The organism is Methylobacterium sp. Leaf465 (assembly GCF_001424705.1).
Lineage (GTDB): Bacteria > Pseudomonadota > Alphaproteobacteria > Rhizobiales > Beijerinckiaceae > Methylobacterium.
Genome location: NZ_LMRA01000016.1, coordinates 1 through 25856, shown reverse-complemented (window position 1 = coordinate 25856; position 25856 = coordinate 1). Strand labels below are relative to the sequence as shown.

General features: G+C 74.3%; 24 protein-coding genes. 10 read left to right on the top strand and 14 right to left on the bottom strand.

All coding sequences use genetic code 11. From position 1 onward, the window contains the following. Window positions 1–20: 20 nt before the first annotated feature. The 3 genes from ASG51_RS11825 to ASG51_RS11815 are packed head-to-tail and all read right to left on the bottom strand — an operon-like array spanning window position 21 to window position 2600. Complete coding sequence (locus ASG51_RS11825) at window positions 21–800, bottom strand: ABC transporter ATP-binding protein (RefSeq protein ID WP_056221828.1); 780 nt, start codon at window positions 798–800, stop codon at window positions 21–23. Beyond that, a complete protein-coding gene (locus ASG51_RS11820; RefSeq protein ID WP_244472580.1) occupies window positions 793–1611 on the bottom strand; it encodes an ABC transporter permease in 819 nt (272 codons plus the stop codon). Before ASG51_RS11820 ends, ASG51_RS11825 begins: the two co-directional genes overlap by 8 nt. Before the next feature lie 29 nt (window positions 1612–1640). Beyond that, on the bottom strand, window positions 1641–2600 hold the full coding sequence (locus tag ASG51_RS11815) for an NrtA/SsuA/CpmA family ABC transporter substrate-binding protein (protein ID WP_056276977.1): 960 nt from the start codon (window positions 2598–2600) through the stop codon (window positions 1641–1643). 126 nt (window positions 2601–2726) lie between these two features. Between ASG51_RS11815 and ASG51_RS11810 the strand changes: the two genes are divergently transcribed. Beyond that, complete coding sequence (locus ASG51_RS11810) at window positions 2727–3635, top strand: LysR family transcriptional regulator (RefSeq protein ID WP_056381005.1); 909 nt, start codon at window positions 2727–2729, stop codon at window positions 3633–3635. Window positions 3636–3649: 14 nt separating this feature from the next. Beyond that, window positions 3650–4831: a hypothetical protein gene (locus ASG51_RS11805; RefSeq protein WP_056381003.1), complete on the top strand. Its 1182-nt coding sequence runs from the start codon at window positions 3650–3652 to the stop codon at window positions 4829–4831. A gap of 34 nt (window positions 4832–4865) precedes the next feature. Here ASG51_RS11805 and ASG51_RS11800 read toward each other — a convergent pair whose 3' ends face one another. Further along, window positions 4866–6179 carry a GGDEF domain-containing protein gene (locus ASG51_RS11800; protein ID WP_056276966.1) on the bottom strand — a complete coding sequence of 438 codons (1314 nt, stop codon included), beginning with the start codon at window positions 6177–6179 and terminating at the stop codon, window positions 4866–4868. 376 nt (window positions 6180–6555) lie between these two features. Here ASG51_RS11800 and ASG51_RS11795 point away from each other — a divergent pair, with 376 nt between their 5' ends. After that, window positions 6556–7215: an OmpW family outer membrane protein gene (locus ASG51_RS11795; protein WP_056381000.1), complete on the top strand. Its 660-nt coding sequence runs from the start codon at window positions 6556–6558 to the stop codon at window positions 7213–7215. A 31-nt stretch (window positions 7216–7246) separates the two neighbouring features. Here the strand turns inward: ASG51_RS11795 and ASG51_RS11790 are convergent, their stop codons facing one another. The 3 genes from ASG51_RS11790 to putA form a co-directional block, all read right to left on the bottom strand. Beyond that, the gene (locus ASG51_RS11790) at window positions 7247–10699 is read right to left on the bottom strand and encodes a YhaN family protein (RefSeq protein ID WP_056380999.1); all 3453 of its coding nucleotides are present in this window, start codon (window positions 10697–10699) and stop codon (window positions 7247–7249) included. Between the two features lie 109 nt (window positions 10700–10808). Continuing rightward, entirely contained in the window at window positions 10809–12059 is a 1251-nt protein-coding gene (locus tag ASG51_RS11785; protein WP_056276956.1) for a DNA repair exonuclease, read from the bottom strand. 154 nt (window positions 12060–12213) lie between these two features. Beyond that, complete coding sequence (putA, locus tag ASG51_RS11780) at window positions 12214–15909, bottom strand: bifunctional proline dehydrogenase/L-glutamate gamma-semialdehyde dehydrogenase PutA (RefSeq protein WP_056380997.1); 3696 nt, start codon at window positions 15907–15909, stop codon at window positions 12214–12216. Window positions 15910–16250: 341 nt separating this feature from the next. Between putA and ASG51_RS24630 the strand changes: the two genes are divergently transcribed. After that, window positions 16251–16424, top strand: coding sequence for a hypothetical protein (locus ASG51_RS24630; RefSeq protein WP_200941342.1), 174 nt, complete (start codon window positions 16251–16253; stop codon window positions 16422–16424). 76 nt (window positions 16425–16500) lie between these two features. Here ASG51_RS24630 and ASG51_RS24125 read toward each other — a convergent pair whose 3' ends face one another. Then, the gene (locus tag ASG51_RS24125) at window positions 16501–16644 is read right to left on the bottom strand and encodes a hypothetical protein (protein WP_156389683.1); all 144 of its coding nucleotides are present in this window, start codon (window positions 16642–16644) and stop codon (window positions 16501–16503) included. A gap of 191 nt (window positions 16645–16835) precedes the next feature. Between ASG51_RS24125 and ASG51_RS11770 the strand changes: the two genes are divergently transcribed. Both ASG51_RS11770 and ASG51_RS11765 read left to right on the top strand, forming a co-directional pair. Continuing rightward, entirely contained in the window at window positions 16836–17294 is a 459-nt protein-coding gene (locus ASG51_RS11770) for a hypothetical protein (RefSeq protein ID WP_056380991.1), read from the top strand. 324 nt (window positions 17295–17618) lie between these two features. Next, window positions 17619–18074, top strand: coding sequence for an Rrf2 family transcriptional regulator (locus ASG51_RS11765; RefSeq protein WP_056276941.1), 456 nt, complete (start codon window positions 17619–17621; stop codon window positions 18072–18074). Between the two features lie 145 nt (window positions 18075–18219). Here the strand turns inward: ASG51_RS11765 and rocF are convergent, their stop codons facing one another. After that, window positions 18220–19149, bottom strand: a complete 930-nt coding sequence (rocF, locus tag ASG51_RS11760) for an arginase (RefSeq protein WP_056380989.1) — start codon at window positions 19147–19149, stop codon at window positions 18220–18222. Between the two features lie 453 nt (window positions 19150–19602). On the opposite strand from rocF, the gene ASG51_RS25350 reads away from it, so the two are divergent. After that, window positions 19603–19731: a hypothetical protein gene (locus tag ASG51_RS25350; RefSeq protein WP_274533541.1), complete on the top strand. Its 129-nt coding sequence runs from the start codon at window positions 19603–19605 to the stop codon at window positions 19729–19731. A gap of 25 nt (window positions 19732–19756) precedes the next feature. Here the strand turns inward: ASG51_RS25350 and ASG51_RS11755 are convergent, their stop codons facing one another. The 3 genes from ASG51_RS11755 to ASG51_RS11745 form a co-directional block, all read right to left on the bottom strand. Further along, complete coding sequence (locus ASG51_RS11755) at window positions 19757–22213, bottom strand: DNA topoisomerase (protein ID WP_200941341.1); 2457 nt, start codon at window positions 22211–22213, stop codon at window positions 19757–19759. A 43-nt stretch (window positions 22214–22256) separates the two neighbouring features. Continuing rightward, entirely contained in the window at window positions 22257–22559 is a 303-nt protein-coding gene (locus ASG51_RS11750) for a hypothetical protein (RefSeq protein WP_244472566.1), read from the bottom strand. A gap of 200 nt (window positions 22560–22759) precedes the next feature. Then, window positions 22760–23038, bottom strand: a complete 279-nt coding sequence (locus tag ASG51_RS11745; RefSeq protein WP_056276934.1) for a hypothetical protein — start codon at window positions 23036–23038, stop codon at window positions 22760–22762. A gap of 340 nt (window positions 23039–23378) precedes the next feature. Between ASG51_RS11745 and ASG51_RS11740 the strand changes: the two genes are divergently transcribed. The 3 genes from ASG51_RS11740 to ASG51_RS11735 all read left to right on the top strand — a co-directional run bounded on the left by ASG51_RS11740 (window position 23379) and on the right by ASG51_RS11735 (window position 24411). Then, window positions 23379–23693, top strand: a complete 315-nt coding sequence (locus tag ASG51_RS11740; protein ID WP_056221872.1) for a hypothetical protein — start codon at window positions 23379–23381, stop codon at window positions 23691–23693. Window positions 23694–23866: 173 nt separating this feature from the next. Then, complete coding sequence (locus ASG51_RS24625) at window positions 23867–24043, top strand: hypothetical protein (protein ID WP_200917502.1); 177 nt, start codon at window positions 23867–23869, stop codon at window positions 24041–24043. A 164-nt stretch (window positions 24044–24207) separates the two neighbouring features. After that, window positions 24208–24411, top strand: a complete 204-nt coding sequence (locus ASG51_RS11735) for a hypothetical protein (protein ID WP_055953942.1) — start codon at window positions 24208–24210, stop codon at window positions 24409–24411. Window positions 24412–24543: 132 nt separating this feature from the next. Here the strand turns inward: ASG51_RS11735 and ASG51_RS24620 are convergent, their stop codons facing one another. Together ASG51_RS24620 and ASG51_RS11730 are read right to left on the bottom strand one after the other, a co-directional pair. Further along, window positions 24544–24687, bottom strand: coding sequence for a hypothetical protein (locus ASG51_RS24620; RefSeq protein ID WP_200927245.1), 144 nt, complete (start codon window positions 24685–24687; stop codon window positions 24544–24546). A 117-nt stretch (window positions 24688–24804) separates the two neighbouring features. Beyond that, the gene (locus tag ASG51_RS11730) at window positions 24805–25743 is read right to left on the bottom strand and encodes an alpha/beta hydrolase (protein WP_056380987.1); all 939 of its coding nucleotides are present in this window, start codon (window positions 25741–25743) and stop codon (window positions 24805–24807) included. Window positions 25744–25856: the final 113 nt, after the last annotated feature.

The following is a 25856-nucleotide window of genomic DNA, read 5'->3' as shown; positions in this document are numbered from 1 at the left end:
CCGTTCCGGACGTCAGCGCCTCACGCGGCGACGCGGCCGTGATGGCTGTGGAGCTGGGCCGAGAGCATCCGGCGGATGTCGTTGAAGGCCGGGCTCGAGACGTCGCGGCGGCGGGGCAGGGCGATGTCGTGCACGGCGTCGATCCGGCCGGGGCTCGGCGACATCACCACGACGCGGTCGGCGAGGAAGATCGCCTCCTCGATGGCATGGGTGACGAACAGCACGGTCAGGCCCGTGCGGCTCCAGAGCTCGAGGAGCTCGTCCTGCAGGCGCTCGCGGGTCATGGCGTCGAGCGCCCCGAAGGGCTCGTCCATCAGCACCACCTCCGCCTCGTTGGCCAGCACCCGGGCGATGGCGACGCGCTGCTTCATGCCCCCCGAGAGCTGGTGGGGATGCGCGTCCGCAAAGGGGCCGAGGCCCACGAGGTCGATGTAGCGGGCCACCGTGTCGCGGATCTCAGGCGCAGGGCGCCCGCGGGATTTCGGACCGAATCCGATGTTGTCGCGGACCGAGAGCCAGGGGAACAGGCCGTAATCCTGGAAGACCATGCCGCGCGACGGGTCGGGGCCGGCGATGGGCTTGCCCCACATGCACGCTTCGCCGGAGGAGGGCGCCTCGAAGCCGGCGGCGATGCGCAGCAGGGTGGACTTGCCGCAGCCCGAGGCGCCCAGCAGGCAGACGAACTCGCCCCGCGTCACCGTGAGGTTGGCCCCCTTCAGGGCGGTCACCGTCCTGCCCTGGACCGCGAAGGTCTTGCCGACGTCGCGGATCTCGAGAATCGGAAGCGTCGGATCACCCATGAGACGGACTCCAGGCCAGGAGGCGGCGGCCGATCAGCATGACGATCCGGTCCGACAGGAAGCCCGCAACGCCGATGACGATCATGCCGCAGATGACGATCTCGGTGCGGGAAAGCTGGCGCGCCTCCATGATGATGGCGCCGAGCCCCGTCTGCACGCCGGTCATCTCGCCGACCACGATCACCACCCAGGCGAAGCCGAGACCGAGGCGCAGGCCCGTGAAGATCGACGGCAGGGCGGCGGGCAGGACCACCCGGGCGAACTGGGCCGAGCCCCGGCAGCCGAGCATGCTGGCCGCCTCGAACAGGCGCGGCTCCACCGAGCGCACCCCGAAGATGGTGTTGACCAGGATGGGGTAGAACGCCCCGAGGAAGACGAGGAAGTAGGCCGAGCGCGGCCCGAGGCCGAACAGGATCATGGCCAGCGGCAGCCAGGCGGTGACCGGCACCGGCCGCAGGATCTGGAAGGTCGGGTCGAGGAGCTGGCGCATCAGCGGCACCCGCCCGATGAGGAGGCCGAGGGGGAGCGCGAACAGCACCGCGAGGGCGAAGCCCCCGTAGACCCGCGACAGCGAGGCGCCGAGATGGGTGAGCAGGGTGGCGCTGAAGGCGTCGTCGTTGATGCCCCCCACGGCGAGGTCGACCAGCGCCGTCCAGACCTCCGCGGGCGGCGGGATCAGGCTGTAGGGCCGCCCCGTCGTCAGGAGATGCCAGATGACGGCGAGCCCGGCGGGGATCGCCAGGGCCAGGGCCGCCGCGCGCAGGCGCCCCCAGGGCCATGCGACGCGCGGGCGGGGCGGGGCCGCCGGCACGGACGCCGCGACGGCGGCCGGCGCGGCGCTCACGCGTCCCTCATGGCATCGACGAAGCGGGTGTCGATGAAGGTCGAAAAATCGGGCAGGCGCTTGATCTGCTTCAGGGCGAGCATGCGGTCGGCATAGACCTTGGCCTGGGCGACCTCGGTCTCACCGAGCTTCCATTTCAGCTCGACGTTCGGGGCGGAGAGTTCCAGCGCCTCCCGCTTCTGCCCGAGCTTGGCCACCGCCATGGCGATCATCGCCTCGCGGTTGCCCTGCGCGAACTCCGTGGCCTTGCGGTGGATCTCCAGCATCGTGCGGACGATCTCGGGCCGCTGCGCCGTGGTGTCGGCGTGCGCGCCGAACACCATGTTGAGGGCGCCCATCTCGGTCCCGTAGGGATACTCGACGAGGCTGCCGACGCCGCTGGCGAGGCTCACGCCCGGGGCCGGCTCGGCGCCCACATAGGCGTCGATGTCGCCGCGCGCCAGGGCGATGTGCATCTCCGAGAACGAGATCCGCACCGGCGTGATGTCCTTCACGCTCATCCCCTCCTGGCGCAGGCGCTCCAGGGCGAAGACCTCCTGGGTCGAGCCGGGCCACAGGGCGACGCGCTTGCCCTTGAGGTCCTTGAGGGCGGCGATGCCCGCATCCTTCCTGGCGATGATCGCCATGCCGCGGTTGCAGGTCGAGGCGATGATGACGAGGGGCTCGCCGGCGGCCGCTCCCAGGGTGCCGGCGGCGATGCCGAAGGTCCCGAAATCCACCGACTTCGTCACCACCGCGTTCTTGCACTCGGTGGGGCTCTCGAACGGCACGACCTCGACCTTGTATCCGGCCGGGGTGAACGACTCGTAGAAATGCGGCGCGATCGAGTGGATCAGCTTCAGGGAGCCCATCCGGATCACCGTGGGGGCCTGCGCCCGGGCCGGACGGGGAAGGCCGAGGGGCGTGGCCAGGAGGCCGGCGCCGAGGCCGGCCAGGAGGGTGCGACGGCGGATCATGGCGGGGCTCCGGACGGCAAGTCTCGACCACCGAGGCTAGGGTCATCGCCTGTTGCACGCGAGTGCTGTTTCTTGACTGCCCCGTTGCCGATCGGGCAACAGGGGCGGGACCAGCGGACCCGCACGATGAAGCACCTACGCATCCTCACCTACGTGGCCGAGGTGGCCCGCCACGGCGCGATCCGCCGGGCGGCGGAGCGGCTCAACATCACGCCCTCCGCCCTGACCCGGCAGATCCAGGACCTCGAATACGAGCTCGGCACGCCGATCTTCGAGCGGGTGGCCCAGGGCATGCGCCTCAACGCGGCCGGCGAATTGCTGGTGCGCCACATCCGCGACCAGCGCGCCGACCTGGAGCGGGTGCGCTCGCAGATCGCCGACCTGTCCGGGGTCCGGCGCGGGCACGTGGCGCTGGCCTGCAGCCAGGCCTTCGTCAACCACGTGGTGCCGGACGAGGTCGAGGCCTACCGGGCGCAGTTCCCGCAGGTGACCTTCACCGTGCAGGTCCGCGATCACGTCCAGGCGGTGGCGGCGCTGGCCCAGTTCGAGGCCGACCTCGCCCTGGTGCTGCAGCCGCCGCCCTCGGCCGACATGCAGGTGCTGTTCTCCTGCCGCCAGACGCTGTGCGCGCTGATGCGGGCCGAGCACCCGCTGGCCGCAGAGACCGGCCCGGTGCGCCTGCGCGACTGCCTCGCCCACCCGATGGCCCTGCCGGACCGCTCGCTCGCCATCCGCCACCATTTCGACGACGCGCTGGGCCGCCGGGGCACACCGCTGAGGCCCGCCATCGAGTCGAGCTCGCTGGAATTCCTGCGCAACCTCGTCCTGCGCGAGGACGCGGTCAGCCTGCAGGTCCCGAGCGGCATCCCCGAAGATCCCCGCCTGCGCTCCCGCCCCATCGACGCCCGGGACCTCGCCCCGATGGCGCTGATCCTGGCGCAGCTGCGGGGCCGCACCCTGCCGGTGGCGACGGCCAAGTTCGCCGACCGCTTCGCGAGCAGCCTGCACCGGCGCTACGGCGTCGCGGCATCCTGACGGCGGAGGCGGAGATGCGCGTCCCCCGCCGCGTCCCCATCTCCACCCGGACCATTGGCACGGGATCGGACATGACGCGGATGCGCCTGCGCGGCGGTGCGGCCTGGTTCTCCGCGGCCGCGGGCTGGATCGGCCTCCTGGCGGCCGGCGTGACCCTGGCGGTCGCGGCGGCACCGGTGCTCGTACCCGCCGCGCGCGCGGGCCGCCTCCTCGCGGCGGCCGACGATCCCGGCGCCCTGGCGGAGATCCGCCTGGAGCGCGCGGCCACGCCGGAGCGCCTGGAGGCCGGGCTCGATGCCGCGGTCGCGGCGGAGGACGAGGACCTCGCCCTGAGCTTCCTGGCGCTGGCCGAGACCCGCGGCCTGCCCGTCGATCCGGCCCGCCGGGGCCGCGTGGAGGCCCTGGCGCAGGGCCGGATGAGCCGCGCCGCCCGGGACTTCGCGGCCGGGGCGGTCTCGGGCACCGCGGAGGGGACGGCGGGTCTCGTCGGCACCCTCGCGGCCGACGTGACCGGCCTCGGCGACCTGCGCGACCTCCTGCGCGAGGGCGGGCGCTACGCCCGCGCCGAGCCCTACGACCCGCTCCTCCTCGGCATGGCGCTGGTGGGCCTGCCGCTCACCGTCGCCACCTGGACGGCCGGGGCGGGCGCGGGCGGGCGGGCCGGCATGACCGTGCTGAAGGCGGCCCGGCGCGGCGGCCGGCTCTCGCCCGCACTCGCCGCGAGCCTGGGCCGCACGGTCCGCGCCGGCCTCGATCGCGAGGCCGTGGCCGGCGCGGTCGCCGCCTCCGCCCGCCTGGACGTCGCCGGCGCGCGGGCCGCCGCCGGCCTCGCCATCCGGCCCGGCACGGTGGCGCGCCTGACGAACCTGGCTGGCGATGCCCTCGTGCTCGGCCGCCGCACCGGCCAGCGCGGGGTGATGCAGGTGCTCGGCCTCGCCCGGGACCCCGGCGACGTCACCCGCGCGGTCCGCCTCAGCGAGCGCCTCGGCCCCCGCACCCGCGCCACCCTGGCGCTCCTCGGCCGCGGCGCCCTGGCCCTCGGTGCCGGCCTCGCGGCCTTGGCCAGCGCCCTGCTGACGGGGCTGGCCTGGTGCCTGGGTCTGGCGCTGTTCTGCCGACGCCTCGGACTGCTCCTCGGACGCGCGATCTGGCGCCGGCCCAGGCCCCCGAGCCTGCGGGACGCGGGCCGGGCCTGACGGGGTCTTCGGGCCGGAGCAGGTCCGGGACGCCCTAAGCCAGGCGCAGATCGGCGTGCGGCAGATCGGCGACCGGCACGTTGACCGGCAGGTCCACCACCGGGGGGTCGAGCGGCGTCGGATCGGCGAGCGGCAGGGCACGGGCCTGCCCGAGGCCACCCCCGACTGCGCCCCCCACTGCGCCGGGCGTCGGAGCCGCCTTCGGCTCGCAGCAGACGCGGTTCCGCCCCTGGGCCTTCGCCCGGTAGAGGGCGGCGTCGGCCTGCCGCGTCGCCTCCTCGAAGCTCGCCGCGTCCAGCCCCATCATGGCGGCTCCGATGCTCACCGTGACCGTCAGGGCCCCGGACCGATGCGGAAACGGCTCCTCGGCGACGGCCGCCCGCACGCGTTCGGCCACGGGCAGGAGTTCCTGCGGACCGGCGCCCGGAAGAACGATGAGGAACTCCTCGCCGCCCCAGCGGGCGATCAGGTCCGTGGCCCGGAGCGTTGCCCGCACGCGGGCCGCGAACGTCGCCAGGATGGCGTCCCCGCTCTCGTGGCCGTAGCGGTCGTTGATGGACTTGAAGTGGTCGATGTCCAGGATCAGGACCCCGCCCAGCGCCTGCCGGCCCGGGGCCGGAAGGCGGCGGCGCAGCTGCTTCTGCAGGCCGCGGCGGTTGGAGAGCCCGGTGAGCGGATCCGTCTCGGCCAAGCGCAGGAGCGTCCGGTTGGCGCGCTCGGCGGCCATCGCGATGTAGCCGAAATAGGCCAGGACCCCCATGACCTGATCCAGGATCATGGAGTTGCGCTCGGTCTCCGCCGAGGCCGTCGGCCAGTCGGTGCCGACGAGGACCCCGATCGAGACGAGGAAGACCAGCACATAGGATCCGAACGCCACGGTCACGATGGATTGCGACCACAGGCGTTCGACGCCCGGCGACAGGCGGACGGTCTCGCGGGCGGCCAGGAGGGCGACCCCGAGGCAGCAGAGGAACACGGCCGCGACCGCCAGGCGGTTGGCGACACCGGCCGAGAGCAGGAGCGGATAGAGGAGACCCGGGAGGGCGGTGAGACAGATCCCGAGATCGATCCGCACGGGGCGGCCGAAGAAGCTGCGCAGGCCCGTCCAGCACAGGACGAGACTCCCGGCGTAGAGCCAGTAGACGACCATCGCGATCCAGACCGGCGGCGCGTCGGACGACGGGACGTGCATCATGATGAGCGATCCCACCATCGACGTCCCCATGGCGCCCATCCATTGCCAGAGAAAGGTCTGCTGCCGCTGGCTGAGGGCCATGACGAGAAAGACGACGACGTAGGCACATCGGCTGGCAGCACTGGCAAAGTGAAGGGTGTGGAGATCAAGCATCACAGAACTCCGTCTCCAGACACAGCGCCACCACCGTCACAACAATCACGGCATCTGTGGAGGCTGCCACGAGATTTATCATTTCATAAGATACGAATACGCAACCAATGCCCAGGGACGACGATCAGGTATATTTATTGCACTTGCACCACTATATCAAATACATATCCGCGAAAATCGTCCTGCAATACTGTAAATCTGCAAGATTAAGGACACGGCAAAGGGCATGCTTAAGAGTATCTTCAGTCGATCCGCCTAGCTTTCCGGGACAGCCCCGCGACCGGGTGCGCCGCGCGAGCCCCGTCCCGGCGGCCTGCCGCCCGGGCCCCGGCGCCCGAGCGCGTCGCGCGGTCCGGCCTCTCCGAAAGCACGTCCCATGTCGAAGCTCGCCTCGTCCCTCGGTTCGCTCCTGGCCGTCGTCCTCGCGGACGGAGCGGGCCTCGCACGGGCGGTGGAGCCCGTCGGCGTCGATCGCGGCTTGCGGGCCGGGGACTGGCTCGTGCGCGGCCGCATCATGGGCACCATCCCCACGGAGCAGAGCACCCACATCGCCGTGATCGGCGGACAGAGCAAGACGCCCACCGCCCTGCTGCCGGACGGCGACGTCTCGTACTTCCTGACGGATCACATCGCCATCGAGGGACAGGCGGGCCCGATCCGGACCCGCCCGAAGATCCGGAACTCGCTGGTGGGCGACGTCGCGATCGGATCGGTCTGGAACGCCGCCGCCATGGCGACCCTCCAGTATCACCTCCTGCCCGGGGCGCGTCTCAATCCCTATCTCGGGGTCGGCCTCGCCGTGACCACGCCCATCGCGATCGACCCGGCGCGGGGGATCCCCGATTTCACGCTCGGGTCGCTGGCCAGCCCCGTGCTCCAGGCCGGCTTCGACTATCACCTCGGCGGCAACTGGTTCGGGAACGTTGCGGTGAAGTACCTCTTCGTGCCGCGTCAATCCTACACGATCGGCGGCGTGCGGGTGGCGGCCGACCTGGACATGCTCATGGTGGGCGCCGGCCTCGGCTACCGGTTCTGAGCGCGCCGCGCCCGAAGCGGGGCGGCGCCGTTCACAGGTCGAGCACGTCCACCGCATCCCCCAGGCGCGCCCGGGCCAGGTCCGCCACGTGGCGGTGGTGGGTGAACAGGATCGGCTGGATCGTGCCGCCCACCGCCGCCAGGGCCTCGAGGCCGTGGGCGGTGCGGGCGTCGTCGAAGGTGAGGAACAGGTCGTCGCCGATGAAGGGGGCGGGCTCGGCGCGGGCGGCGTAGTCCTCCAGGTAGGCCAGGCGCAGGGCGAGGTAGAGCTGGTCGCGGGTGCCCTCGCTCAAGCCCTCCACGGGCACGAGTTCGCCCGAGGCCCGGCGCCCCGCGAGGCGGGGGGTGTCGGCGGCGTCGTAATCCTGGGCGAGGCCCGCGAAGGCGCCTCCGGTCAGGGCCCCGAACAGGGTGCCGGACCGGGTGAGCAGCGGGTCCTGCTGGCCGGCCCGGTGGCGGCCGATGGCGGTGCCGAGCATCAGGCTCGCGAGCTTCAGCACCGCCCAGTGCCGGGCATTGGCCTGGAGTTCGGCCTCCGCCGCCTTGCGCTGGGCGAGCGCCAGCTCGGCCCCGATGCCCCCCTCCAGCTCGGCGCGACGGCGCTCGTGCCGGTCGCGGTCGGCGAAGGCCCGCTGTCCGCGCTGATCCAGGTCCTCGGCCTCCGCCGCCAGGTTGGCGAGCGATCCCTCGATGTCGTCGCCGGTGAGGGCGGCGAGGTCCGCCCGGAGATCGGCTTCGCCGTGGCCGTCGGCGGCCCGGGCGAGCTCGGCCCGGCGCTCGGCCAGCTCGGCCTGGCAGGCCCGGCGGGCGGTGAGGCGCCCGTGGAGCGCCTCCGGGTCGGTACCGGGGGGCAGCCCGGCGGCCGCCCCCTCGGCCATGAGGGCGGTCAGGTCGGCACCCGCGGCCTGCGCTGCCCGGGCCGCCTGCACCCGCGCCGCCTCGGCGGCATCGCGCTGGCGCCCCAGCTCCGCCCGGCGGGTCTCGCCCCTGAGGGCGTCCTGCAGGCGGGTGTGCAGCGCCTTCATGGCGGCGGTGGGGGGCAGGGCGGCGAGATCGGGCGCCACCGCCGCGGTCAGGCGCGCCACCGCCTCGCGATGGACCCCGATGTCGCGCGCGATGCCGTTGACCCGGCCGAGGCGGTTGTCGCGCTCGGACAGGGCCGCCGGCACCGCGCGCCAGGCGGCCAAAGCCGCCTCGGCCTCGTCCGGCGTGGCCGCGGCCGCCAGGCCGAGATCGGCGAGGGCGGGCCCCCAGGCCGTGCGCCAGGCGGCCTCGCGGGCCAGGGCCTCGGCGAGGGCCGCCGCCGTGCGGGCGATCTGCTCCGCGGCGGTCTCGGCGCGGGTCTTGGCCTCGCGCACCGCCTCCCAGCGCAGGGCGAGTTCGCCGACCCGGTCCTCGAGGCGGGCGAGCATCCGGCCGAGATCGAGGCCGTCGAGGTCGGGCAGGCCGGCCCGGCGGCTGAGATCCGCCAGGGGCGCCCGGCAGGCCTCGACCCGGGCGGCCATCCGGGCCTGCTCCAGTCTTGTGGTCTCCAGCCCTTGCGCGGAATCCTGCAGGGTCTCGACCTCCGTGAGCCAGGCGGCCATCTCGGCCGGGGCGGCGGGGTCGATCCCGCAGGGGGCCCAGGCCGCCCGCCAGGCGGCGGCGCCCTCGGCCAGCCGCGCCTCGCAGGCGGCGAGGGCCTCGTCCGCCGCGGCGGCCTCGGCCTGCTCGGCCGCGAGGCTGCGGGTGTCGGCCCCCTGCTCGGCCACCCGGGCGGCGTCGCTCACGAGGTCGTCGGCCGCCCGGTCGGCGGCGGCGAGCGCCGCGCCGAAGCGGGTCAGGATCTCGGGGGCGCCCCCGGGCAGGTCGGCCAGGAGGGCGTCGCGGCGGGCGCGCAGGGCCTGGAGGTCCGCCAGGCTCGGGATCGGCCGACCGGCGGCGCGCGCCTCCAGGCGGGCGCGGCGCTGGGCCACCGCCGCCTGCGCCGCCGCCAGGCGATCGGCGGCCCGGTCGCGCGCGCGCAGCGCCCCGTCGAGGGTGCTCCGGTAGCGCGCCACCGCCTCGGCCGAGGGCGGGCGTCCGGCGGCGTAGGCGTCGAGATCCGGGATCGGGGGGCTGAGGCGGCCGGCCTGGGTCCGGATCGAGGCCGCCTCGCGGGTGAGGGCGGCGTCGAGGTCGTCGCGCCGGTCGAGGTCGCGGCGCAGGCCCGCGAAGGCCTTCAGGTCGGCCCGCAGGGGGGCCGGATCGGCGAGGGCGCCCGCGCCCGCAGTGGCGGCGGCGAGGCGGTCCCGCTCGGCCTCGCGGGCGGCGAGGTCCTGGCGCAGGCGGGCGATCGTGGCGGCGTCCTCGCGGCCCGCGCGGATCAGGCCCTCGATGCGGGTGCGGGCCGCGTCCGAGGGCTGGCGCGCCCGCAGGGCCTCGGCATCCGGCAGGCCGATCCGGGCCGCGAGCTGGGCGAGCTCGCGCGCGACGGCATCCGCCTCGCCCTGGATGCGGGGCAAATCGATGCCGCCCTTGTCGAAGCGGTCGGTGCCGCGGAACGCCTCCAGGATCTCGTCGGCCCGGGCGAGCACGCCCTCCTCCACCGGCACCTGCTCCAGGGCCAGGGCGGCCTGCGCGGCGGCGGACCGGGTGCGGGCCGCCGCCTCCGCCGTGGTGCGCAGGGCCGCCAGGGCCTGGCCGAGGCGGTCGATCCAGGCCTCCGGCACCGCGATCAGGCCGGGCTCGGCCTCGGCGCGGGCGGCGGCCGCATCGATGGCCTGGAGCAGCGGGCCGACCCGGCGCAGGCGGGTGAGCCGGGCCTGCTCGGCGGCGATGCGCGCCCGCTCCGCCTTGAGGTCGACGAGGGCCGCCCCGGCGGCCTCGATCTCGCCGTTGAGGTCGCGCCAGTCGCCCGCCCGCAACTCCCCGGCGCGGATCGCCTTGCGGGCCTCGTCGTAGCGCTGGAGCGCCTGGTAGAAGGTCCGGCTCTGGGCGGCGCGCGGCATGAAGATGCCCGCGGCCTCGGTCTCGAGCTCGGCCTGGAGGCCGCTGTAGCCGCGCAGGCCCGAGGCCGCCGCGAACAGGCTGGCACCGACCTCGCCCTCGGCATCCATCATCTCGGCCGCCCCCGCCCGCAGGGCGCGGGCGTCGAGGCCGAAGGCGCGGCAGAACACCTCGCGGGACAGTCCGCCGAGGAAGGGCGCCAGGGCATCCTCCGGCAGGGCCGCGTCGGCGGCGTCCACGAGGGTGTTCCGGTTGCCCTTGCGCCGCCGGAACCCGAGCCGGCGGCCGTCGGCGGCGCGGATCTCGGCGCCGATCCGCATCTGCGGCATGTCGTGCAGGAAGTCGTAGCGGGTCCGCGTCTCGATGCCGAACAGCAGGTCCGTGACGGCGCTGAGCGCCGAGCTCTTGCCGGCCTCGTTGGCCCCCAGCACCACGTGCAGGCGCGCGTCCTCGCGGAACGTGACGGTGCGGTCCGTGAAGGGACCGTAGCGTTCGAGGGCGAGGGAGAGGAGACGCATCGGAACCTTGGGGGACGCTTCGGGAAGAGCTTCGGGAAGAGCTTCGGGAAGAGCTTCGGGACCCTTGGGGGGGGGCTTGCCGGCGGGCGGTCGTTCGACGGGGCGGCGTTCAGCAGGACCGCCCGGAGAGGCGCCCGAGGATCACCGCCTCGGCCTCCGCGCAGAGGGCCTCGAGGTCGGCGGCGAGGTCGTCCTCGGCGGCGAGGCCGGCCGGCATCTTGGCGGCGATCTCGGCCAGCGCCGCCCGGGCGCGGGCGCGGAAGTCCGGCTCGTGGTCCACCGCCGCCAGCAGGGTGGCGGGGTCGATGGCCGCGAAGGCGTCGGGGCGGGCCTCCGCGACGGGCCGGCGCGGACGGGCGGTCTCGATCTTCAGGCGCTCCAGCCAGATGTCCTCGTGGAGGCGGTGGGCGGCGGCCTGGATCTCGGCGGTGAGCCCGTCGCGGTCGGCCGCCAGGCGGTCGTGCGCCGGGGTCTCCCCCCGCAGGCGCACCCGCACGGCGATGAGGCGCGCCGCGGCGGCCTCCGCGAGCGGGCGCAGGGCCGCCTCGACGCGGGCGACCGCCGCGCGCTCGTCGGCCACGCCGGAGAGATCGACGTCGACGGGTTGGAATCGGGCCTGGTCGACGATGAGGCGCTCGACGCCCTGAACCCGCCCGTCGGCGACGGACACCGCGACGGCGCCCTTCTGGCCGGGCTCCCGGATGCTGCGCCCCTGCAGGTTGCCCGGAAACACGATCCAGGGGTCGCGGGCGAGTTCGGCGTACTCGTGCACGTGGCCGAGCGCCCAGTAGGCGTAGCCCCGCCCCGCCAGGTCCGCCACCGAGCAGGGGGCGTAGGTGGCGTGGGCCGCGTGGCCGGTGCAGGAGGTGTGCAGGATGCCGATGTTGAACCAGCCCGGCAGGGCGGGCGGATAGGTGAGGGCGTAGTTCTCCTCCACCGCCCGGTTGGGAAAGCTGCGCCCGTGCAGCGCCACCTTGAAGGGCTCGAGGCGGTGGGTCTCGGCCCGGCTCGTCGGGAAGCTGCGCACGGAGTCCGGCAGGGTGATCGAGCGGGTGATGACGCTCTCGGCGTCGTGGTTGCCGCGCACCAGGATGACGGGGATGCCGGCCCGGTCGAGGCGGGCGACCTGCCGGGCGAAGAACAGCCCGATGGTGTTGTCGGACCAGTCGCCGTCATAGACGTCGCCGGCCACGATCAGGAAGGCGACGCTCCGCTCGATCGCCAGGGTGACGAGATCCTCGAAGGCCCGGCGCCCCGCCGAGGCGAAGCGCCGGGCGATGTCGGGGTCCTTGAGAGCGAGGCCGCTGAGCGGGCTGCCGAGATGCAGGTCGGCGGCGTGGATGAAGGTGAACGCGGACATGCGGTGCGGATGAGGGGCCCTGAGAGGCGGCCGGGGCGGGAAGATGCGGGCGCCAGGGTCGCGGGTTTGGCGCCCGATTGCAACGTGGGCGCCCGGATCCGCCCACAAGCCCCTGCGATTCCGAGGCTTTCGTCTCCGATCGCGCCGGCGGCCCTCACCCGTCCAGGGTCATCAGGCCGGCGTTGCCGCCGGCCGCCGCCGTGTTGCGGCTGACCACGCGCTCGCGGACGAGGCCCTCGACCGGGTAGGCCTCGGAGCCGGCGGCCGGATCGAGGCGGGGCCGGTGGATGGCCACCAGGGGGCCGGGACGGGCGGCGAGGGCCGCGGCGAAGGCCGTCAGGGCCTCGGACGCGCCCTCCCACAGGACCGCGTCGGCGGCGGTCTCCGGATCGGCGGCCCGGATGAAGCCGTCCAGATCGTGCGGCAGGGGGTGCGGCAGGGCGGCGAGGAGGACTTGGGCCGGCGCGGTGGGACTGAGAACGACGCGGTTGCCGGTGGCGAGCGCCGCGCCGATCTGGGCCGCGAGGCCCGGCCCGGTCGCCGCCCGGCACAGGATGGTGCCGCGCGGATGCAGGTCGTAGCGGTTCTCCTCGCCCACCGGGCCCGGCAGCCGGAGCCCGCCGCCCACAGGGCTTTGGGCGATCCGCGCTTCCGCAGCCGCGGCCTCCCCGGGCCGGCCCTGGTCGCGCAGCCACCGGACCCAGGCGAGGGCCGCCGGGGCGGGCGGCCCGGGCGGAAGGCCGGTCCCGGCCGGGGCGGCGGCGAGGAGGCGCCGCAGGAGGAGCGGACCGCCGGCCTTCGGGCCGGTGCCGGAGAGGCCGTGCCCGCCGAAGGGCTGCATCCCGACCACGGCCCCGACGAGGTTGCGGTTGACGTAGAGGTTGCCCGCCGCGCTCAGGGCGCAGGCCCGGGCGATCGCCGTGTCGAGGCGGGTCTGGACGCCGAAGGTGAGGCCGTAGCCGGTGGCGTCGACGGCCGCGATCGTCGCCGCGAAGGCGGTGCGGTCGAAGCGCACCACGTGCAGCACCGGGCCGAAGACCTCGCGGGTGAGGGCGGCGACGGACGGGATCTCGATCACGGTCGGGGCGACGAAGGTGCCCCGGTCGCAGGCCTCCGGCAGGGGCGCCCGGTAAACGGGATATCCGGCGGCGCGCATCGCGGCGACGTGGGCCTCGATGGCGTCGCGCGCCTGTGCGCCGATCACCGGCCCGATATCGGTGGCCAGCCGGTCCGGGTTGCCGACCCGCCACGCGGCGAGGGCCCCCTTCAGCATGGCCAGGGTCCGGTCGGCGATCTCCTCCTGCAGCGCCAGCAGGCGCAGGGCCGAGCAGCGCTGGCCGGCGGAATCGAAGGCCGAGACCAGGGTATCGGCCACCACCTGCTCGGTCAGGGCCGAGGAATCGACCACCAGGGCGTTCAGCCCCCCGGTCTCGGCCACCAGGGGCACGGGGTGGCCCTCCGGGTTGAGGCGCCGCGCGAGGGTCGCCTGGATGCCCGCCGCCACCGCGGTGGAGCCGGTGAACAGGACGCCGTTCACGCGCGGGTCGGCCACGAGGGCGGCCCCGGTCTCGCCGCCGCCGGGCAGGAGCTGGAGGGCGCCCGCCGGCACCCCGGCCGCGCGCAGGATCCGCACCGCCTCGGCGGCGACCAGCGGGGTCTCCTCGGCGGGCTTGGCCAGGACACCGTTGCCGGCGGCGAGAGCCGCCGCCACCTGGCCGGTGAAGATCGCCAGGGGGAAGTTCCAGGGACTGATGCAGGCGACGACGCCGAGGGGCCGGTGCGTGGCGGGGGCGAAGTCCCGGGCCTGCCCGGCATAGTCGCGCAGGAAGTCCACCGCCTCCCGCACCTCCGCCAGCGCGTTGGCGGCCGACTTGCCGGCCTCGCGGATCAGGAGGGCGATGAGCGCCGGCTGGCGCGCGCTCAGCGTCGCGGCCGCCGCCTCCAGGATCGCCGCCCGCGCCGCACCCGGCCGCGCGGCCCAGGCCGCGGCCCCGGTCCCGGCCTGGGCCAGGGCTTCCCCCACGAGGTCCGGCCCGGCCTCCACCACGGTGCCGACGCGGTCCGCCCGGTCGGCCGGGTTGCGGACGTCGCGGGCCGGCCCGGTGCGCTCGGCCTCGGCCAGCATCGGCACCGCCCGCCAGAGACGCGCACCCTCCGCCGTCAGGCGGCCGGCGAGATCGGCCAGCGCCCGCTCGTCGGACAGGTCGAGGCCGGCGGCCGCGACCCGGTCGGGGACGAGGTCGCGGGGCTTCCGGATCGCCGGGTGGGGGGCGCCGGGAGGCTGCGCGGCCCGCACCACCGCGACCGGGTCGGCGGCGAGGTCAGCCACGGCCACCCGCGCATCCGCGACCCGGTTGACGAAGGAGGTGTTGGCGCCGTTCTCGAGGAGGCGGCGCACGAGGTAGGCCAGCAGCGTCTCGTGGGTCCCCACCGGCGCGTAGATCCGGCAGGGGCGGTCGAGCCCGTCCGGTCCCACCACCGCCGCGTAGAGGGCCTCGCCCATGCCGTGCAGGCACTGGAACTCGTAGCGTCCGAGATGGAAGTCGGGCCCCGCCAGGGTGTGGAGGGCGGCCAGGGTCTGGGCGTTGTGGGTGGCGAATTGCGGGAAGATCGCGTCGGGGGCGGCGAGCATCCGCTCCGCGCAGGCGCGGTACGACAGGTCGGTGTGGACCTTGCGGGTGAAGACGGGGAAGTCCTCCAGGCCCGCCACCTGCGCCCGCTTGATCTCGGTGTCCCAGTAGGCGCCCTTGACGAGGCGGACCATGAGGCGGCGCCCGGAGCGGCGGGCGAGGTCGACGAGGACCGCGACCAGCGTCAGCGCCCGCTTCTGGTAGGCCTGCACCACGAAGCCGAGGCCGTTCCAGCCGGCCAGGTCCGGGTCGGCGCAGAGGGCTTCCAGGATGTCGAGGGAGAGGTCGAGGCGATCGGCCTCCTCGGCGTCGATGGTGAGGCCGATGTCGTCGTGGCGGGCGAGGCGGGCCAGGGCGGCGACGCGGGGCAGGAGTTCGGCCATCACCCGGTCCCGCTGGGCGCGGACGTAGCGCGGATGCAGGGCCGAGAGCTTGATCGAGATGCCGGGGCCGGAGACGAGGCCGCGCCCCGCCGAGGCCGCCCCGATGGCGTGGATGGCGTGCGTGTAGTCGGCCGTGTAGCGCGCGGCGTCGGCCGCATTCATCGCCGCCTCGCCGAGCATGTCGAAGGAGTGGGTGAAGCCGCGCGCCTCCTGGTGGCGGGCCTGGCGCAGGGCCTGCGCGATGGTCTCGCCGGCGACGTACTGGCCGCCCATGAGGCGCATGGCCTGGTCGACGCCCTCGCGGACCAGGGGCTCGCCGCCCCGGGCGACGACCCGGGCGAGGGAGCCGGACAGCCCCGCCTCGCGGCGCTCCGCGGCGCGGGCGAGGCGTCCGGTGAGCACCAGCCCCCAGGTGGCCGCGTTGACGAAGAGCGAGGGGCTGTGCCCGAGATGGGCCGCCCAGTCCCCCTGTCCGATCGTGTCGCGGATCAGCGCGTCGCGGGTCTCCGGATCGGGAATGCGCAGCAGCGCCTCGGCGAGGCACATCAGGGCCACGCCCTCCTCCGTCGACAGGCTGTATTCCCGCAGCAGGCCCTGGACTCCGCCGACCGGGCCCTGGGCGCGCAGGCGTCCGACGAGCGCGTGCGCGAGGCGCGCGGTGACCGCCGCGGCCCCGGGATCCGTCGTCACCGCCTCCAGGCAGGCGGCGACGCGCTCGGGCTCGGGCGCGCGGGTCTCCGCGGTCAGGCGCCGACGCAGGGGCGTCGGCGCGGCACGCGGCCCCAGGAACGCACCGAAGGGGCGGGCTGACGGCGGTGCCGGATCGGCAGGGCGCATCGCGGGCTCACGGTTCGGGCGGAACCGCCGCCCCGGCCGGGGAGGATGGGACGCGACGCACCGCGAGTCGAGGCCCCGCCCGCGGAGGGACGTCCCGAGCCGTTTTCCCAACATTAGGCAAGCAGGGATATCGCGAGAAATCCAGTATAGTCCCTGCGTAAACCGGACGCTCCAAAGCAGAAGCCGTAAGTTTTCCCGGGTCGAGCGATCGGCCCGCGCCTGGACGTCCGTGCCCGAGACCCCAGCCCCCCCTGTGTGCCTCGGGCCCGGTGCTGGTGGGGCTGGCGCCGCGCCGCGAAGGGCATCACATCCGCGCCGCGCGCGCCTTCCTCGACGGGTCCATGACCGATCTGTCCCGGGCCAGCGGGCTCTCGTTCTCGACCGTCCAACGCCTGGAGGGGGGCGCGGAGGCCCCCGGCCCATCCAGCCGGTACCGGGCCGTCGCCGCGCTCCGGGCGTCCGGGATCCTGTTCTCCCTGATCGAGGGGGCCGCCATCGTCGCCGGCCAGGCCTGAACGCCGTCGCGCCCCCCCGAGCCCCGTCGAGCGGGTCCTGCGGCAGGCGTCGACGCGTCAGGGCGTGCAGCAGGGCCTACAGAAAGTGGCGATACACCACGTGGGTGTCGGCTTCCGGCTGGAGGCTGCTCCGGCCGGCGGCGCCGCAGGTCGCGGCGGCGAAGGGCGAAACCATCGCGACGAGGGTCAGGAGCCAGCGAAACGGACCTGCGGCAATCATCGGAATCTCCTCGGCCGGGTGGGGATCGGCGGGTTGGGATCGAATCGTCGCCTGCGATGGCTGCGGGCCTGGGCCCGGGTCCTCCATGGAGCGTTCCGGCCCGTTTCGCGGTGCCGAGACGCACCCGGCCCGCGCTGTGGACGGCCGCACGCGAGCAGGGCGCGCCGTCGCCTTTGGCCGTAGGGTGGGCCATGGCTGCACGGATCCTGGATCGCGACCGGTTCGCGAAGTGTCGCGCACTGATGGAGCGCGGGGCCACGCCCGGCGAGCGCGCGGCCGGACGCGCGGCCGCGACCCGGGTGGCGGCTACCGCCGGTCTCAGCCTCGCCGACGCGCTCGTCCTGGCGGATGCCGGTCGCCCGGACGCCGGCCGGGCCCCCGCCCCGGACCACGACCGGCCGCGCCGGCCCGCCGAGCGGACCTACGCCTGGGCGACGCCCAGGCCCGCCCCGGAACCGGTGACGGTGGAGGAGTTGCAGCGGCAGAAGGCGGCGGACGAGGCGCGGCGCAAGAAGGCAACGGCCCGTGCCCGCCGGCGCCCGCAGGCCGCCGATCCGGACTGGGAGCACTGGTCCGGCGAGGTCCGCGAGGCCCAGGCCGCCCGGGACCGGGACTGGGCGCAGCGGCGTCCCCCCCGCGCCGCCGATTGAGGGGCCGGCCCCGAGGCTGCAACCGGCCCGACGAACACGCGCGAAAGCCCATTCGGATCGGAACGTGCCGTTCCAAGGCGTCCAATCCATGATAAAAAGACGACAAAGGCGCAGGGTCGCACATCCATCCACGCCGTGATCTCTGTCCGTCGCGCAACGGTAGGCTTGCCGCCGCATGTGCCCGATCCCCGGGACGTCGTCCCCCGAGACAACGCCCCCCGAGACAACGCCGGGATACGGTGCGCGCGGGAAGCGCCCCCTGCCAGGCGGCCCGCGCGGAGCCCGTGCGTCACGGACTCGCTCTCACGCGTCCGAGTGAACGCCATGCGCCTCACGCTCCACACCGATTATGCCCTCCGCACCCTGATCTACCTCGGGGTCAACGGCGAGCGGCGGAGTTCCACGGCGGAGATCGCCCGCGCCTATCGCATCTCGGAGAGCCATCTCACCAAGGTGGTGCACAAGCTGGGTCAGCTCGGGCTGATCCGGACCATGCGCGGCCGTGGCGGCGGTCTCCGCCTCGGGCGGCCCGCGGCCGAGATCTGCCTCGGCACGGTCGTCCGGGCGACGGAGGAGGATTTCGCCCTGGTGGCGTGCTTCTCCGGGGCCGCCTGCGTCCTGACCCCGAGCTGCCGCCTGCAGCAGGTTCTCGGGGATGCCCTGAACGCCTTCCTGGCGGTGCTCGACCAGGTCACGCTGGCGGACCTGATCGGCGGATCGGGGGGCGCGGTCGCGCAGCTGCTCGGCCTGGAGGCTCCGCGCACCCAAACACCCCTCTGATACGGGCTCCGCTCGATCGCAGCGGTGGCCGTATCGGCGAGCCTGCGCGGCGCTCGAGCGAAGCCCGGATCCGCCCTCCCGAAGGGATCAGACGGTCGGTGTCCGGTGGGGACTGGGGGGGCCGCCCGGGACGCGGCGGGACGCCTCAGTAGCTCTGCGTCGGCCGGTCGAGCACGGTCCGGCCCATCAGGCTGGCGGCGAGATCCACCATGAGGAGGGCCGTGCGTCCGCGCTCGTCGAGGAACGGGTTGAGCTCGACGAGGTCGAGGCTGCCGACCAGGCGGGAATCGTGGAGCATCTCCATGATCAGGTGCGCCTCGCGGAAGGTCGCGCCCCCCGGCACCGTGGTGCCGACCCCCGGCGCGATGCCGGGGTCCAGGAAATCCACGTCGAGGCTGACATGCAGCCGCCCGCCGGCCGCGGCGACCTGCCCGAGGAAGGCCCGCAGGGGGGCGACGACGCCGACCTCGTCGATGCTGCGCATGTCGTGGATGAGCACGCCGGCCTCGAGCACCGCCACGCGCTCCGCCGGGTCGAGGCTGCGGGTGCCCATCAGGCAGACGTTGCGGGGGTCGATCGGGGCGGCGGGGGCCGACAGGTAGCCGGAAAAGCCGCGCCGGCCGGTGGCGTAGGCGAGGGGGACGCCGTGGAGGTTGCCGCTCGTGGTGGTGTCGAGGGTGTGGAAATCCGCGTGCGCATCCAGCCAGAGCACGAACAGGGGCCGCCCCTCCTGCGCCGCCCGGCGCCCGAGCCCCGACAGGGTTCCGGCCGACAGGCTGTGATCGCCGCCGAGGAAGATCGGGAGGCCCTCGGCGCTGTGCCGGTAGGCGGCCTCGGCCAGGGCCTCGGTCCAGGCCGCGAAGGCGCCGAGGTGGCGCAGGGCCCCGTTGGGATGGGCCCGCTCCTCGGCGAGGGCCGGCGCGAGGTCGCCCGCATCGACGATGGAGAGGCCGAGGCCCCCGAGGGTCTCGGCGAGGCCCGCGGCCCGGTAGGCGCTCGGCCCCATGTCGCAGCCGAGGCGGCCGGCGCCCTCCTGCACGCGGGCGCCGAGAAGGATGCAGCGTCGGTTCGTCATGATCGGGTCTCGCTCCGCAGCGCCGGTCGCGCGGCCCCCTCGCGGGGCCGTGTTGCCCAGGCGACGTTGCCCGGGCGGGTGTTGCCGACTCGGTCTTGCCAGGCCCGTGCCGGGGCCGGGCCCGGCGCGATCCGGCCTGCCGGACGCAGGATAGGCGATCCCCGTGACGCTCGTTCCGGGCGGGACGCCGCAGGTCTTCGTCGCCCCCTCGGTCTCCGCCGCCCCGTGCGGGGCTCGGCATCCCGGCCGCCATGTTTTGTTAACCATTCCGGCCGCAGCGTGCCGCCGTTCCTCCGGCACCGGCGTGCGGCCGGCGGACTGGAGGGAGGCCTCGCCGATGAGTCCCGAATTCGGCGGCGCCTCCATAATCCCGCCCGTTTCTCCGAGCCCAGTGGGGCGGGTCGGGGCCCTGGATCACGCAGCGGCCACGACCATGCACAAGGAGTCTCTCCCATGATCAAAACGCTGCTGGCGCTCTTCACCGTCGCCGCCGTCCTGACGATCCGGGCGTTCCTGAAGCTTCTCTGGCTGCCGTTCCACAGCTTCGGCGGCCTCCTGCGCGGCCGTCCGGCCGCCACCTGAACCCGGGCCCGCAGCCGGGTCCCGATCAGCCGGCGCCGCGACCGGCCGTCCTCCGGCGCGGCCGTCCCGCCGCCGTGCCGGCCTCCTTCGCGATCCCCCGGCCGGCCTCCTTGCCGGCAGCCTTCGCGAGGCCCCGGCCGGCCGCCCCGCCGGGCGTCTGCTTGACCGGCCCCGGCCTCGCCTGGCGCGCCGTCGGCCCCGTCCGCGTCGGCGCCGCCTGGGCGTCGAGGAACCGGCGGCAGGCCTCGAACTGCGTCTCGACCTCGGGCGGGCAGTCCAGGCCGCGCTCCGCCGCCAGGGTCCGGGCATAGCGCAGCATCGCCGCGCTGGGGGCACGCGGCCCGCCGGCCGCGCCCGGCGCCGCCGTTCGTGACGCGGCGGGACCGGCCTCGGCATCCAGGAAGGCCCGGCAGCGGGCGAGGCTGCTCTTGCAGCCGCGGGGCAGCGGGATGCCCTTGCGGGCCGCCAGCGCCACCGCGAAGGCGACCATGGCCGGCGTGGGCGGACGATCGCCGCCGCCCGCGGCTCCGCGTCCCCGCGACGGCGGGATCAGGCTCGGGTCCAGGCTGACCACCTCCGCCTGCGCGATGGCGGCGATCAGGCCGTCGAGGCGGGTGCGGGTGCGCTGCCGGAAGGCCTCTGCCCGCGCCCGCGCCTCGACCCGGGTGGGCGCCCGGCCGATCTCGGCGAGCTCCGCCTCGAACGACGCCCGGCCCACCGGGTCGCCATAGGCCGGAAACACCCGCCGCACCGCCGCGATGAAGGCGAGCCCCACCTCGGTCACCGTGAGGGCCGGGTCCTTGCCGTCCCCGAGGGCCAGGTAGTGGCTCTTCAGGAGCTTGGGCAGGATGGTGTCCCGGGTCGCGGCCGTGCCGAGCCCCTTCGGCTCGTTCGGGTTGACGGGGTTCTCCAGGGCCCGCTTCGCCGCCGGATCGTCCACCTGGTCGATCAGGCGGCCCATCACCACGGGAAGCTCGCCCCGGGTGATCCGGCGGGGCGGCTCGGTCACGGCCTCGACGATCTCGGCACCGGCGGCCCTGGCCGCCTCCCCGTCGCGCAAGGCGGGCAGGCGGGTGGCGCGGGCCTCGTCCTCGGGCCGGGCCTTGCCCGGAACGGGATCGGCGTCGATCTCTGCCTCCGCCCCGTAGAGGGCGCGCCAGCCCGGCGCGCGCACGACGCGCCCGCCGACCGCGAAGCGCTTCGCGCCGAGGGGCGTCGCCACCTCGGCCACGACCTCGGTGCGCGCATCGATGCCGTCGGGCAGGTGCACGGCGCCATAGGCCTTGGCGACGAGCTCCCAGAGGCGGGCGAGGTCCGCCGCGAGGCGCCCGGGCTCCGGCACCTTGCGCAGGGGCACGATGGCGTGGTGCTCGCCCGGATCCTTGACGTAGTGCCCCCGCGCCCCGCGCCGGATGACGGGCGGCGCCGCGGTCAGCAGGGCGCCGAGGTCCGGCAGCACGGAAGCGATGGCGGCCAGCACCGCGCCCGCATCCCCGGCCTGCCCCTCGGGCAGGGCATCCGACTCGGTGCGCGGATAGCTGAGATAGCCCTGGTCGTAGAGATCCTGCGCGAGCCGCGCCGTGTGCTGGGGGTCCCAGCCGAAGCGCTTGGCGCAGCGGCGGGCCAGGGTGTCCTTCGAGAACAGGCGCGGCGGCGCCCGGCGGACGTCCCGCTGCGTCACCCCGAGGGGCCCGGACCACGCGGTCGCCGCCGCCCGGATGGTCTCGGCCGCGGCGCGTTCGAAGATCCGCTCCTTGGGGAGGTGCCACAGGGTCAGGGCCGCTCCCGTGCCGGTCTCGGCGTGCAGCGCCACCTTGAAGAAGTCCTGCGGGACGAAGGCCCGGATGCGCGCCTCGAGGTCCGCCAGGATGGCGAGCGTGGGCGTCTGCACCCCGCCGAAGCGCCAGGGCTCGCGGAAGGCGGGCGGCCGCAGGCGCAGGGAGATCGCGCGCGTGCCGTTGAGGCCGAGATGGTAATCCTCGTATTGCCGGCACAGCGCCTCCAGGTAGGCGGCGTAGTCCCGCTCGCCGGATTCCGGCTCCCGGGCCAGCATGGCGAAGGCCCGCCGGACGGAGACGTCGTCGAGGGCGCCGAGCTTGAGGCGGTCGACCCGGCCGCGCCAGCCGAGATGCTCCAGCACCTCCCAGGCGATCATCGACCCCTCCCGCCCCGGATCGGTGGCGATGATGACGCGCTCGACGCCCCGCAGGGCCTGGCCGATCGCCGCGAGCTTGCCCGCATGCGACTGGCCGGACCGGTTGGTGCCGCAGATCACCGGCAGGGTGTCGAGGACGATCGGCAGGGCCTCGAACTGCCACACCTTCCAGTCCGGCCGGATCCGGCCCGGCTCCTCGGCGGCGAGCAGGTGCCCCTCGGCCGCGACGCAGACGGTGCCGGGCGAGCGGAAGTAGCGCTGGAGCTGACGCATCGCCGACGGCTTCTCGAAGAAGAACAGCGTGCGGCCGGGCGGGGCAGGGGACATGGGATGGGGCACACGGGCTGGAAGGGGATCGCGCGCGCGGGGCTCAGGCGGCCTGCCCGAGGCCGTCCCCGTCGCGGGCCCGCCGCGCCGTCCGTGCGGGCCGGTCCCGGCCCGGCGCCGGGGGATCGACGGACAGGAAGGGCCGGACGAGGACGCGCCGGCCGCGCAGGTCGTGGACGGTCACGTGCCACTCCGCCCAGTCTCCTCCCGCGCCGAGGCTGCGCATCACGTCCCGCGCCACCGCCTCGGCCCGGCGCATCAGCCGATGGGGCGCCCGGATGTCGTTGCCCACGGCATCGAAGACGCATTCGCGGCCGTTGGTGCAGTGGAAGCGGTAGCGGGCCATGCTGCTCTGACTCCCCCGTCGCCGCGCGTCGGGACGCGCTCGAGTTCACTCTCTGTTCTCATATGCACGCAAGGGCGCCGGGATGGCAAGGGCGGGATGGCAAAGGCGGGATGGCAGGAGGTGGCCCGCACACGCAAAGCCTGCGCGGGCAGGACCGCCGGGCGGCGGCGTCCTGGGGGAAGTCCTCATGGAAGAAGTCGTCAGCGCCCGCCGGCGCCCCCCCGCATGCTCCTCTGCCGACAGGTGCGGCCCATATCCTCGAAGCCCGCCGGGCAGCGCCGGACGCAGGCGCCGGCGGCGTACTTGAGCGGCGGCCGGCAAGCCCGGCTGAAGCGCTGTTCCTGGAACAGGTAATCCTTCGCGGGGCTCTGCGCCGCGGCCGGGCCGGTCAGCCCCAAGGAAACCACGCCCAACGGAAGCGCGCCCAGGGGAAGCGCGACGAGCGCGAGGCGGAGGGCGGCGTGGGGGAGGCGGGGCATCGATTGTTCCGGGGCGGGGGCTTGGGTCCGGGGAGCCTTGCGGCCTTCGCCTCTACCACGTCCCGTCCCACCCGGACATGGGCGCCGACGCGCGGCGCGCCTCGGCCCGGAGGGGCGTTCAGCGCCCCCGGCGTCGCGACGGGCCTCGCGATCGGTCTCGATGCCACTATCCGCCGACATCTCTTCCTGATCCGCACCGATCTCGACCCGACAACACTTTTGCCATCCTGCTTTTTTGCAATGCACGGGTAATACCGCGGAGCACAAACTAGCCTATTGGTGGAACTTGTACCTTCGCGAACCGTAGGTAGTCTGAACGGGCCCAACCCTCGGGGACGCCATGTTGTACCTGTCCTTCCTTCTCCTGGGCGCCGTGGCCAGCCGCGCGTTCCGGATCTCGGGCCTGCTGGCGATCGTCGCGCTCCTGGCGGTGGCCATCGGACTCGAAGGCGCCCTCAACCAAAGGGACCCGGCCTCCGTGCTGGGCCATGCCGTGCTGATGCTGGCGGCGGTGGAAATCTCCTATCTCGCCACATCCTGGCTGTGGGACGCGGCGGCCCGTCCGCGGCCGCACGGGGAGATCGGAAGCGGGGAAGAGCCCGCGACCCCGAGGCCTTTCGGGCCAAGCCTCCCCGGCGAGCCCCGGGAGTTGTGAAGGTCCGCCCCGGACGCGACGGGGACAGGATCCCGCATCCGAACACCGCCGGCGCCGTCGAACGCCGACCGGCCCGCTATGATTCGGAAATTTCCTGCGCAACCTCCGCCCATCTTGCAGCATTATGCAGACTCGCCCCAAACGTCCGAACGGGGTCAAACGGAGTGTGACGGATGAGCGCCGGCTATCCACTTCTGATCCTCGCCCTGGGAACCCTCGGCGGCATCGGCTTCCTCGCCCTCGGGGCCCGCAAGCAGGTCGCCGACCTGAAGAACGACCCGAAGCGATCGAGCTTCGTGCGCGATCACGGCGGCACGCCGCGGGAGAACATGCCGGGCACCGAGCACTGACGGGGCGGCCGGGACGCCCGCACGCGGCGTCCCGGTCGCCGAGACGGTCCCCGCCTGCCGAGTCGGAACCGGCGCCCGGCCCAGCCGTTGACAGCCAGATTGGAATTGATCTAATTCGCAACTGAGCGCGGCCTTCGCCGCCGCGCAGATCCCAAGGAGCTCCCATGGCCGGCCACGCGCATTGCGACAGCTGCAAGTTCTTCGACGAGCACAAGGTGAACGGCGCTCAGGCGGCCGGCGAAGAGGGCCTGTGCCGCTACAACCCGCCCGTGACCCAGCCCGCCCCCGAGTCGAAGGGCCTCTGGCCGGTGGTCGCCACCAGCGACTGGTGCGGCCACTTCACGCCCGAGATGTCGGCGGCCGAGTAAGCGGCCCGCACCGCATCCCACCAGGGGCCAGCCTTCGGGCTGGCCCTTCTCGTTTCGGCCGCGATCGACGAACGGGTCGGGTCGACCGCCATCCGGATCGCGGCGCGCACGGCGCGTCCCGCACCGACGGCCCTACAGGATATTCCGCTTCAGGTGAGCGGCGACCCGCCCGCCGCTCACCTCGGCATCCGGGTTGCGAACCTCGCGCATCCGCGGAGCGGACCCGGTCGTCACGTAGACCACCACCGTCAGTGCCAGGAGCACCTTCGCGCCCATCGCCCTTGCCCTCATCGTTAAGAGGGGGTGGATAGGATCGATCCCTTTCGACTTTGTTGCAGTGCGGTGGCTCCTCGCGCCGCCGCGGCGGCTTCGTCGGGTGTGGTGAACAGACCGTCACTGCGTGCCGCGATCCCCCGAACCGGCGCAGGCCGCCGTCACGGCCCGATCCAGGAACGCCGCCGCGGTGGCGATCGCCTCGCGCCCTTCGGCCAGTTCGGCATGGAACATGTGCCAGACGTGGAACATCCCCGGCCAGACCTGCAGCGAGGCGCGGACCCGGTTCTCGCCGAGATGCGCCGCGAGCCGGATGGCGTCGCTCAGCATCAGTTCGCCTTCGCCGATCTGCACCAGGATCGGCGGCAGCCCGCGGACATCGGCGAAGACCGGCGATGCCTCGGGGCTGTTCGGCAGCGCGCCGCCCAGGAAGGTCCTGGCCATCAGGTCGAGGCCGGCCTTGGTGTTCAGCCTGTCGAGGCCCTCGCGATTGGTCATCGACGCGCCGGTGTGCTCGAGGTTCGCCCAGGGCGAGAGCGCCGCACCGCCGGCCGGCAGCGCCACGCCGGCATTGCGCGCCAGGACCATCACCGAGACGACCATCGCCCCGCCGGCCGAATCCCCCGCGAACGTCACCGAGGCCGGGTCCTGCCCCTGGGCGATCAGCCAGCGGTAGGCCGCGAACGTATCCGCGATCGGAACGGGGAACGGATGCTCCGGCGCCAGCCGGTAATCGGGCAGGTAGACGCGCGCCTTCAACGCCCTGGCGAACGCCGCGGCCAGCCCGTGATAGCCGCCCGGCCCGCCGACGATGTACGCCCCGCCGTGGATGTAGAAGAGCACGCGGTCGCCCGCGACCTCCGGCGGGGTGACGAGGGTCGCCGGCACGCCGCCCATGTCGACCTGTTCGATCCGCATGTCGGCCGGCGTCGGATGCTCGGCCATCGTGCGGACGTACGACCGCCGGATGTCGTCGATCGTCACGGACGCGGTCTCGCCGCGGAGGACGGGGGCGAGGTCCCGCAGGCTCGCGGCCCATCGGTCGAGGCGATGAATCACGGTGGGGTTGAAGGTTGTCTGTCGTCAGATGATTTGGGACATTCAGCGGTGTTCAGGAGCGGAGGCTCTGGTCCATCTGGGGTAAGAGGTTAGGCAGCCTGCGCGTGATGGCG